Here is a 10,187-nt window from a genome sequence, read left to right as displayed (position 1 = left end):
GAAGAAGATCAAAGGACGCAAACGGCACATCCTGACCGACACCGATGGAAATCTTGTCCATGCCGTTGTGCACGCCGCCGACATTCAGGACCGGGACGGGGCACCGCTGGTCCTTGGAGAAATCGTCAGGCGCTTCCCCTGGCTGCGTCACGTGTTTGCAGACGGCGGCTATGCCGGAAACAAGCTCAGGGAGGCCCTGCGCCGGATCGGAAAGTGGACCGTCGAAATCATCAAACGGTCCGATACTGCCAAGGGCTTCGAGGTCTTGCCGCGACGATGGGTCGTCGAAAGAACGCTCGCATGGCTGAGCCGCAACCGGCGTCTGGCAAAGGACTTCGAGGAAACCATCGCGTCCGCCACAGCTTGGCTCTTTATCGCATCCATCCAGCTATATGCTCGCCGCATCGCAAGGCCCTGATTGCCACGCCCGCAATTTTGAATCAGACACTTAACCCGCTCCATTTCCCCTTCAGCGATCCACCGGCTAGATATAGCGCGGGATCGGACCCCACTGCCGGGTCTGGTAGTGCAGTTGGACTATCGCGTCGTCGATGTAGCACCAGTCCCAACCTTCGGGCGGGTCGTAGCCTCGATAATCGGATGGCCGGTTTTGTGGAAGTGTGCGCATACGTGGCGGCCGGGGGACTGGTCGCAACAGCCGACGTGCCCGCAACTGCGGTGAACCCAGCGCCCGCCGGTCTCCAGGCATTCCTCGCAACCGCGCGAGCTGGGTTCGACCGTAGCGATGGCATCGCCGTGGGTGCAGGGGGTCATGGCATCTCACTTCCGGCCTGTTCGGCGATCAGCGCATGGATCTGGGCGACGACCGCGGCGCCTTCGCCGACTGCCGCCGCAACGCGCTTGGTTGAGCCGGCGCGCACGTCGCCGATGGCGAACACACCCTTGCGGCTGGTTTCCAGCGGGCGCGGACCGGTGCCGGTGACGACGAAGCCATTCTCATCCGTATCGATGCAGCCCTTGAGCCAGTCCGCGTTGGGATCTGCGCCTATGAACAGGAACAGGTGCCGCAGTTCGCACCGATGCGTGGTCCCCGCCGCGTTGCGGAAGGTCGCCGCCGAAAGCCCCGATCGCGCATCCCCCTCAAGCGCGACGACTTCGCAGCCTACGTGCAGGTCCACGTTGGGCAGCGCGGCGATGCGCTCGATCAGGTACTGCGACATGGTTTCGGCTAGCGGACGCCGCACGAAGAGGTGCAGCCGCTTCACATGCGGCGCGAGGTAGGCGACCGCCTGCCCCGCAGAGTTGCCGCCGCCGACGAGCGCGATCTCTTCCCCCGCGCACAGCCGTGCCTCGATGGGTGAGGCCCAGTAGGAGACGCCGTTGCCCTCGAACATGGCCAGCCCCTCCACCTCGGGCCGCCGGTAGCGCGCGCCCGAGGCGATGACGATGGCCCGCGCGTCGATGCGCCGGTCCCCCACCAGTTCGAGCGCGAGGCCAGCTTCCGAGCAGTCGAGGTGGTGGACCTTCAACGGCACCGCGATCTCCGCCCCGAACTTGAGCGCCTGGTTGAAGGCGCGTCCCGCCAGCGCGTGCCCGGAAATGCCGGTCGGGAAGCCGAGGTAGTTCTCGATCAGCGCCGATGCGCCCGCCTGCCCGCCGCTGGAACGCTCGTCCAGCACAACCACCGAGAGCCCCTCCGAGGCGGCATAGACCGCCGCCGCCAGCCCCGCCGGTCCCGCGCCGACGATGGCGACGTCGTAAGGCTCGTTCCGCCTGAACTCGGGCAGCATGCCGAGGCATGTCGCCAGTTCCAGCTCGCTCGGATTGTGCAGGAAGTCGCCGTCCGGGCAGACGACGATAGGCAGGTCATCCGGCAGCACCCCCATCCGCTCGACGAAAGCGCGGCCCTCCCCTTCCGCCTCGGCATCGAGGACGAGGTTAGGATAGCCGCTGCGGGCAAGGAAGCCCTGCAGCCTGACGAGGGCTGGGCTGCCAGGGCGCCCGATCAGGATCGTCCCCGCCTCGGCATCCTCTATCAGTTCGACGCGGCGGAGGATCAGCGCGCGCATAACGATCTCTCCCACATCCGCCGATCCCACCATAAGCGCCCGCAAGTGCGGCGCATCGAACGGTAACGCGGTGCAGCCTTCAGGCCCAGCGCAGCCGCGCGCAATGGTGGGGCGACCGGCCAGCTGGCTGATCTCGCCGCTGAACTGGCCCGCGTGATAGGTGGTATAGGCCTGATCGTCGTTCAGGCCGTGCCGCCGCGAGACCTCGATGCCGCCGTCCAGCACCAGCCACGACGGCGCACCGTGCTCGCCGATGGCGTAGACGACCTCGCCCGGCGCGAACCGCCGTTCCGGGCCGCTGGCGAAGCGGCGCGCAGTCTCGACCTGCGGGGGGTTGAGCACGGGAAACATCTGATGCTGGCGGGTGGCCCGGGTTGCCATGTCGCTCGTTCCGCTCCTCGATGGTGCTTGCAGCGCAGGCAGACTAGCTCAATTCCCCCGCGATGGTCGGGAGGAGTTCGGCCACGGTGGGATGGATGTGCACGGTGCGACGCAAGCGATCAGCGGTCGCGCCGTTCGCCATCATGTCGAGGATCGCGTGTATCGCCTCGTCCCCGCCGGTGCCCAGGATCGTGCCGCCGAGGATCGCGTCGGTATCCGCATCGACGACGATCTCCATGAAGCCGGTCGTCTCGTCTTTTTCCACGGCGCGACCTACGCGGGTCATCGCCCGGTGCCCGATCCGGACCGTGCGGCCCGCCGCCCGCGCCTGACCGGCGCTGAGGCCGACGCGCGCCAGCGGCGGGTCAGTGAACAGCGCATAGCAGGCGATCCGGTCCGCCACCTTGCGGTCCATACCGTCGAGCAGATTTTCCGCCACGATCTCGAAGTCGTTGTAACTGGTGTGCGTGAAGGCGCCGCGCCCGTTGCAGTCGCCCAGCGCCCAGATGCCGGGGACCGAGGTTTCCAGTCGCTCGTCCACGACGATGTAGCCGCGCGCGTCGGTCTCCACGCCTGCCGCTTCCAGCCCGAGGTCACCGGTATTGGGAACTCGCCCCACCGCCATCAGGACGTGGCTGGCAGCCACCGTATCGGAAACGTCGCTGCAATGAAGGCCGACGTCGATGCCGCCGCCCTCGCGCGCATGGAAGCGGATGCACTCGGCATCGGTGCGGATCGCCAGCCCTTCCGCCTCCAGCATGGCGCGGATCGCAGCCGACACCGGCGCATCCTCGCGCGAGACCAGGCGCGGGCCCTTCTCTACGATGGTCACGCGCGCGCCGAGGCGGGCGAACGCCTGTCCGAACTCCAGCCCGATATAGCTGCCCCCGATGACGACGAGGTGTTCGGGCACCGTGGTCATCTCCAGGATCGAGCTGTTGGTCAGCAGCGGCACGTCGCGCGCGCCCGGCATGTCGGGGATCGACGCCCGCCCGCCGACGTTTATGAAGATGCGGTCGGCTTCGAGCAGCTCTTCGCCCACGCGCACGGTGCGGGTGCTTTCGAACCGGGCGTGGCCGTAGATGAGCGTGCAGCGCTCCATCCCCGACAGCCACTTTTCGTTGCGGCCCCGCGCGCCGGCGGCGACCGCGCTGGTCCGGGCATGGACGCGGGCCATGTCGATGGAGACCGGCCCGGTGTTCACGCCGTAGTCCGCGCCGCGCCGGGCAAGGTGCGCGGCATAGGCGGAGGCGACCAGCGTCTTGGTGGGCATGCAACCGGTGTTGACGCAGGTGCCGCCGACCAGATGGCGCTCGATGATCGCCACGCTCTGCCCCGCCGCGGCAAGGCGGCCCGCGAGCGACGGCCCCGCCTGTCCCGCGCCAATGATGATGGCGTCGAACCGGCGGGTCATGCGTACAGCACCACCGCGATGCCGAGCACGATCGACACCAGATCCTCGACCAGCGCGGCGGGGGTGCCGCGCCCGAACATCCGCGTCAGCGCGGCCCGCGCCGCTGCGCCGCCCAGCGTGCCGACGACCGCCCCGGCCACTCCGGCCACCAGGCCGACGATCCACGAACCGCTCCCAGAGGCGCCGGCCGAAGCCAGCGCCGCTCCGGCAAGTCCGCCGCTGACCAGCCGCGCGCCGAGCTGTTGCGGCACCTTGCGGCTCGGCGTCGAGGGCAGCTTGTCGGTGATGAGTTCGGCCAGCGCCGCCACGGTCAGTATCCAAGGGGTGAAGCGATAACCCAGCCATTCGAGCCAGCCGCCCTTGATTTCCACAAGGCCGCCATAGGCAGCCCAACTCACCAGCACCGGCGCCATCATCGCGCGCAGGCCGGCCACGATGCCGATCAGGAATGACAACAGGATGATCATCGGTTCGTCCTCGAAACAGGGTTTCCGGGGCGCCAGACGCAAAGCCGATCTGTAGCGCTGCGTTGCCCTGCGGTCGAGAAGGATCGTGGGGCGGGACGCAGCCACTACGGATTTTGATCGGGCTCTACGGAGGCGGGTGTCAGGCGGCGTAACGATCGGCGGGCAGGCGGCGCGAAAGGTTGGGGCGCAGTGCCCGGCGGGCATCGAGATAGGCTTCGAGGTCCGCATTGTCGGGCAGCGCCGGGATCGTGATCGTCTCGCCCATGGCGAGGCCTCTGAGCGCGGCGTCGACCATGTCGTCCACTTCCATCACCATCTCGGGCGGCAGGCCGGCCATCTGCTCCTCGGTCCAGATCGGGGTGCGGGTGATGCCCGGCAGCACCGCCTGCACCTGCACGCCCTTTGGCCCCAGCTCGACGACCAGCGCTTCGCTGAAGGCAAGAACGAAGGCCTTGGTCGCGGGGTAGACCGCCGTGAAGCCGTCAGGCATCAGCGCCGTCACCGAAGTCATGTTGATGATCGTCCCACTGCCGTTTTCGGCAAGGCGCGGCGCGATGGCGGCGGCGAGCCGCGTGACGGCGGTAACATTGAGATCGATCATGCCGGTCAGGTACGCCGGGTCCGCCGCGACGAAAGGCGTCTCCCCGGCGATGCCCGCGTTGTTGACGAGGCCGGTGATCGCCGCATCCTCGCGCAGCCGCTTTTCGACCCGGGCGAGATCGTCCGGCCTGGCGAGGTCGGCGGCGAGCGTTTCGACCTTCACGCCGGTCTCGGCGGCGATGGTCGCGGCGAGGTCTGCGAGCTTGTCGGCGCGGCGGGCGACGAGGATCAGGTCGTGGCCGCGGCGAGCCAGACGGTCGGCATAGACCGCGCCGATGCCATCCGACGCGCCGGTGATGAGGAAAGTGCCCTTGGTCATGCTAATGTGCTCCTTGGTGGGGCCTGGGGCGCACTTCTGGTACGCCCAGGTATCGTTCAGTCACGGATGAAATCGAGCAGATCGGCGTTGAAACGGTCCTGCTGCGTCTGCGTCAGGCCGTGGTCGGCGCCTTCATAAACCTTGAGGATCGCGCCCGGAACGATCTTCACCGTCTCCAGCGCGGCGGCGCCGATCGGCACGATCTGGTCGTCGTCGCCATGCAGCACCAACGTCGGAACGTCGAATTTCCGCAGATCTTCGTGGAAATCACTCTCGGAAAAGGCGCGGATGGAGTCGAGCTGTCCCTTGAGCCCCCCCATCATGCCCTGCCGCCAGAACTCCTCGCGGATCCCCTCGGAAATCGTCGCGCCCTCGCGGTTGTAGCCGTAGAACGGGATCGTCAGGTCACGGAAGAACTGGCTGCGATCGTCGAAGGTGCCCTTGCGGATTTCGTCGAAAACCGTGATCGGCAAGCCGCCCGGATTGGCCTCGGTCTTGAGCATAAGTGGCGGAACTGCGCCGATCAGCGCCACTTTCGCGACCCGCTCAGTGCCGTGGCGACCGACGTAGCGGGTCACTTCCCCGCCCCCCGTCGAATGGCCGACAAGGATCACGTCGCGCAGGTCGAGCGCTTCGATCAGCTCGGCCAGATCGTCGGCGTACTGGTCCATGGTGTTGTCGTTCCACACCTGATCCGAACGCCCATGGCTGCGACGGTCATGCGCAATTGTGCGGAAACCCTGGTCGGCGAAGAACACCATCTGCGCGTCCCACGCATCGGCGGACAGCGGCCAGCCGTGCGAAAAGATGATCGGCTGGGCGTCCTTCGAGCCCCAGTCCTTGTAGAAGATGTGGGTTCCGTCCTTGGTGGTGATGGTGCTCATGGTCTTGTTCCCTTCCTGAAAGGAGCCGTTGCGCCCCGTGGAAAGAGAGATAGACTGCCTCGCGGGGCCGCAGGATCGGCGGTTCCGACATAAGGCAGGCCAAAACTGACAAAGAGGACTTCGGGCATGTCCGGCGACGCGCGTATCAGGGCCGAGATCGGCCTCCTCCTCTACGCCGGGTGCCAGATGGCCATGGTCCACGGCATGACCGACCTTATCGCCATCGCCTCGCATTTCTCGGTCGAACGCGGCGGGCAACCGTTGCGGGTGAGCCACTGGGTGATGGATGCGCAAGGCACCTTCGCGCGCTGCCACGACAGCCATCCGGGCGAGGCCGGAAATCCGGCAATGCTGGTCGTGCCGGGTCGCCTGACCGGCCCCGCTGGAGCGGCCGAGGCCGCTCCCTATGCACAGTGGCTGCTCGATTGCCACGCCATGGGCGCAACCCTGGCGGCGAACTGCGGCGGCTCGTTCATCCTCGCGGAGACCGGGCTCCTCTCGGGCCGCCCGGCGACGACGCACTGGCTTTTTGCCGAACAGTTCCGCTCGCGGTTTCCCGATGTCCGGCTCGATCCCGACAAGATGGTGATCGAGGACGGGGACATCATCACCGCCGGCGGCCTCATGGCCTGGACGGACCTCGGCATGCGGATCGTCGACCGACTGCTGGGCCCCACGGTGATGCTGGAAACCGGCAAGTTCCTGTTGGTGGACGCCTCGGGACGGGAACAGCGCCACTACAGCAGCTTCGCCCCGCGCCTGACGCACGGCGACGAATCCATCCTGAAGGTCCAGCACTGGCTGCAGGCCCGCGCCGAACGTTCGGTCAGCGTACCGGAAATGGCCGGGCGCGCCGGACTTGAGGAACGCACATTCCTGCGCCGCTTCAAGACCGCGACGGGGATGAAGCCGGTCGAATACGTCCAGAACCTGAGGGTTGGCAAGGCGCGCGAACTGCTGGAATTCACGAAGCGATCAGTGGACCAGATCGCCTGGGCCGTCGGCTACGAGGACGCCACCGCCTTCCGCCGCGTCTTCCAGCGCATCCTCGGCCTTTCGCCGGGAGAATACCGCCACCGTTTCTCGACCGGAGCGGAACTGCCGGTAGCCGCCTGACGCCCCTGGATGGAGAAATGTCGGGGCCGGAAACCGCTAAAACTGGGTACTGCAAGGACTGGAAAATTGCGCGCCATTGCCTCCGACGGGCGATGCGAAGACGGCATAACCGAACCCTTCAACGCGTCTACGAAACTCGATGTCTTCATCGTTCTTCGCTCCTCCAAACCAAGGAAGATCACGGCGAGATACTCTAACTCAAAGCGATCGAGTTTTTCGGGATCAGATCACCAGCTTTCGAACGTCGAGAGAAGGCTGACGTTCGGGTGGCCCTGCCGGAACGGCAGGTTTGTCCCAGGCCATGCCCATCGCAGTCGACCCTTGTGTGGTCGTTCAGCACCCAATTTTACGCTCTCAGGTGCAGACCTTCCGCTTTCCCTTTACTGGACACGCGATAGTCGCCGGCCGGCAGGGCCGCGAGCCCCTTGGGAAACGCGTCTTCCCGGGCGTCGAAGCTTACGGCGTGGTCGGGCCCGAAGCCGGCGACATCACGGCCCGCCACGAAGACGGGCGCAGTGTCGGGGGCATTGTCGGGGCCGGTGAGATCGATGGCCGCGCCGTTGCTGTTGGCGGCGCTCAACGGCGCCGCGAACAGGAGCAGCCGCCCCGATGCGTCGTCGCCCAGCGCTTTCGGCAGGGTGATGTCGAAATGCGTTTCGGGAAGCGTGGCCCCGCTCAGCGCAAGGGAGGACAGAGGCAGCAGCCGGAAGCGGCGCATGGCGGCCGTCATATCCCGCCCGTAGACATCAGGAAACGGCACGGCCCCGCCGGCGCAGGACGGTGACCTGCGCGGTGAGCCCCAAGATCAGCATCGCCGCAAGCCCGGCCTGCGCGCCCAGCAGCAAGGGTGATTTTAGGTCGGTGACGAACGGGTGGCCATCCGGAACGCGGCGCAGGATCTCCGTCACGGTGGGCACCATCAGCAGGAACGTGGTGACACTCAGGAAGACGGTTTCCAGATAGCGCCGCGCCCGCCCAAGGAAGGTGACGTGCTGCACGCCATACCCTGCGATCAGCAGCAGGATCGTCACCGCGCCGATCCCGTAGCTGACCGACTGATGCGCCACCAGGAACACGGTGCCCGCGCCGATCAGCATGAACACGAGATAGGAGATGCCGGGAGCCGAGCGGGGCGTGATCCGTCCATGGCGCGCGAACATATAGGCCGCCAACGGAATGGCGGGCAGGCTTCCAAGGGTATGCACCCAGCCCAGCGGCGTAATCCCAAACATGGTGCGTGTCATTCGAGTAAGTGGGAACCGATCGCGGCGTTCAGGATGCGAAGCTGGTGGACTGCGACAGGGCGCGCCACTGCGCGATCTCCGCCTCCATGCCGGCCAGCTTGCCGGTGACGAGATCCAGCGCGTCCTGCCCCATGAACAGGCGCGTCGGCGGTGTGGGCGCTTCAACTAGCGCCAGCAGGGCCTGCGCCGCACGGGCCGGATCGCCCGGCTGGTTCCCGCTCTTGGCCTGCCGCGCCGCCCGGATGGGATCCATGACCGCGTCATAATCGGCGATGCTGCGAGGCGTGCGGTCCATCGACCGCCCTGCCCAGTCGGTTCGGAACTGGCCGGGCGCAAGGGCGGTCACACGGATGCCGAAAGGCGCCACTTCCTTGCCCAGCGCTTCGGAAATCCCCTCCAGCGCGAACTTGCTGCCGCAATAGAAGCCGATCCCGGGCATCGTGATGAACCCGCCCATTGAGGTGACGTTGATGATGTGGCCGCGCCGCCGTTCACGCATGCCGGGCAACAACGCCTTCATCATCGCCACGGGCCCGAAAACATTGGCGGCGAACTGGCGCTGCAGGTCGTCCATCGACGATTCCTCCAGCACCCCCTCATGGCCATAGCCCGCATTGTTGACGAGCACGTCGATCGGCCCGGCCCGCTGCTCCGCCTCAGACACCGCACCGGCGATCGCGTCCAGGTGGGTCACGTCCAGCAGCAGCGGATGGGCCCGCCCGGGCGCAAGCGCCGCGAAGATCCCGACATCATCGGGATTGCGCACGGTGCCGACGACGACGTGGCCGGCGCCCAGCGCGCCCTCGGCGAAGGCGCGCCCCAGGCCCGAACTGACGCCGGTGATCAGGAAAGTCTTGGGAATGGATGCCGACATGGCCTACTCCGCGATTTGAACATCAACTATATCATGATATAGATAGCGATATGACGTCCATCAAGCCCCCCTCCACCGGTTCGCGTGGCGAGCCGGTGAGAAATCGGGTCATCGACGCGGCCGAACGCCTGCTGCGCGATGGCAAGGCAGAATTCTCGATGCGCGATCTGGCGACGGAAGCGGGTGTCAGCTTCGCCACGCCGTTCAACCAGTTCGGCAGCAAGGCCGCGATCATGCACGCCCTGTCCGCGCGGCGGATCGCCACCGCGACCCGGCGGTTCGCGGACAAGCCCCGCCTCGACGATGCCGGCCAGCGCGTTCTGCTGGCAGTCGCCACGGTGGTGGAACTGATGTTGGAAGAGCCGCGCGTGAACCGAGCGGTGATGGGATGGCTGGGCACGCCCGGGCCTACGCATGGCGAAGTGCTGACACAGTCCACCGCGTTATGGACCCTGGCGCTCGGTGCGGGCGAGGGCCTCGTCAAAAGCCGGCAGGATAAGGCGCTGGCGGCGCTGGCCCGGCATCTGGCGTTCGGCTTTCGTGGCGTGCTGTCCTTCTGGACTGCCGGCGAACTGCCTGACGATGCCCTCGCCGCCGATGCCCGCGACGTGGCGGGCGCCCTGCTCGAGTTCCCCGATTACAGGTAGTGATAGCTCCATTTTTTAGTCGGCGAAGAGCGACCCAATTAAGCCTCTCAGCAGCCAATTTTGATCTCCAACTGCCGACGGTCTGCTATCCGGCAGATGCCGACATATTCAGACGTTCCTCAAACCTCGCCATTGGTAGCCCGCTCACGGAAGCTGCCTCTGGACTTTGGAAGCGGCACCATTTCGCATTAGCGGATCAGGAGCAGCGCGC

At 66.5% G+C, this 10,187-nt stretch carries 12 protein-coding genes; 3 read left to right on the top strand and 9 right to left on the bottom strand.

Annotated elements, in window-relative coordinates; all coding sequences use genetic code 11:
• Window positions 1–418, top strand: a 418-nt coding sequence (locus ACYPYD_RS04400) for an IS5 family transposase (protein WP_459662229.1), incomplete at its 5' end; no start/stop codon positions are given.
• Between the two features lie 119 nt (window positions 419–537).
• Here the strand turns inward: ACYPYD_RS04400 and ACYPYD_RS04395 are convergent.
• The 6 genes from ACYPYD_RS04395 to ACYPYD_RS04370 all read right to left on the bottom strand — a co-directional run bounded on the left by ACYPYD_RS04395 (window position 538) and on the right by ACYPYD_RS04370 (window position 6,095).
• Window positions 538–774: a UBP-type zinc finger domain-containing protein gene (locus ACYPYD_RS04395; protein WP_459662228.1), complete on the bottom strand. Its 237-nt coding sequence runs from the start codon at window positions 772–774 to the stop codon at window positions 538–540.
• Window positions 771–2,411, bottom strand: coding sequence for an FAD-dependent oxidoreductase (locus ACYPYD_RS04390; protein ID WP_459662227.1), 1,641 nt, complete (start codon window positions 2,409–2,411; stop codon window positions 771–773). The genes ACYPYD_RS04395 and ACYPYD_RS04390 overlap by 4 nt, the downstream gene beginning before the upstream one ends.
• A 43-nt stretch (window positions 2,412–2,454) precedes the next feature.
• On the bottom strand, window positions 2,455–3,825 hold the full coding sequence (locus tag ACYPYD_RS04385) for an FAD-containing oxidoreductase (RefSeq protein WP_459662226.1): 1,371 nt from the start codon (window positions 3,823–3,825) through the stop codon (window positions 2,455–2,457).
• Entirely contained in the window at window positions 3,822–4,292 is a 471-nt protein-coding gene (locus ACYPYD_RS04380; RefSeq protein WP_459662225.1) for a DUF4126 family protein, read from the bottom strand. The genes ACYPYD_RS04385 and ACYPYD_RS04380 overlap by 4 nt, the downstream gene beginning before the upstream one ends.
• A 139-nt stretch (window positions 4,293–4,431) precedes the next feature.
• Window positions 4,432–5,211: an SDR family NAD(P)-dependent oxidoreductase gene (locus ACYPYD_RS04375; protein ID WP_459662224.1), complete on the bottom strand. Its 780-nt coding sequence runs from the start codon at window positions 5,209–5,211 to the stop codon at window positions 4,432–4,434.
• A 56-nt stretch (window positions 5,212–5,267) separates the two neighbouring features.
• Window positions 5,268–6,095, bottom strand: a complete 828-nt coding sequence (locus ACYPYD_RS04370) for an alpha/beta fold hydrolase (protein WP_459662223.1) — start codon at window positions 6,093–6,095, stop codon at window positions 5,268–5,270.
• 126 nt (window positions 6,096–6,221) lie between these two features.
• Here ACYPYD_RS04370 and ACYPYD_RS04365 point away from each other — a divergent pair, with 126 nt between their 5' ends.
• Window positions 6,222–7,211, top strand: coding sequence for a GlxA family transcriptional regulator (locus ACYPYD_RS04365; RefSeq protein WP_459662222.1), 990 nt, complete (start codon window positions 6,222–6,224; stop codon window positions 7,209–7,211).
• Between the two features lie 346 nt (window positions 7,212–7,557).
• Here the strand turns inward: ACYPYD_RS04365 and ACYPYD_RS04360 are convergent, their stop codons facing one another.
• The 3 genes from ACYPYD_RS04360 to ACYPYD_RS04350 are packed head-to-tail and all read right to left on the bottom strand — an operon-like array spanning window position 7,558 to window position 9,329.
• Window positions 7,558–7,929: a hypothetical protein gene (locus ACYPYD_RS04360; RefSeq protein ID WP_459662221.1), complete on the bottom strand. Its 372-nt coding sequence runs from the start codon at window positions 7,927–7,929 to the stop codon at window positions 7,558–7,560.
• A 28-nt stretch (window positions 7,930–7,957) separates the two neighbouring features.
• The gene (locus ACYPYD_RS04355) at window positions 7,958–8,443 is read right to left on the bottom strand and encodes a hypothetical protein (protein ID WP_459662220.1); all 486 of its coding nucleotides are present in this window, start codon (window positions 8,441–8,443) and stop codon (window positions 7,958–7,960) included.
• 40 nt (window positions 8,444–8,483) lie between these two features.
• Complete coding sequence (locus tag ACYPYD_RS04350) at window positions 8,484–9,329, bottom strand: oxidoreductase (RefSeq protein ID WP_459662219.1); 846 nt, start codon at window positions 9,327–9,329, stop codon at window positions 8,484–8,486.
• Between the two features lie 50 nt (window positions 9,330–9,379).
• Between ACYPYD_RS04350 and ACYPYD_RS04345 the strand changes: the two genes are divergently transcribed.
• Window positions 9,380–9,976 (top strand): TetR/AcrR family transcriptional regulator, encoded by a 597-nt coding sequence (locus tag ACYPYD_RS04345; protein ID WP_459662218.1) that lies wholly within the window; start codon window positions 9,380–9,382, stop codon window positions 9,974–9,976.
• Window positions 9,977–10,187: the final 211 nt, after the last annotated feature.

The sequence above is a fragment of the Novosphingobium sp. 11B genome (assembly GCF_054589055.1).
This window is presented reverse-complemented; position numbering and strand designations above follow the sequence as displayed.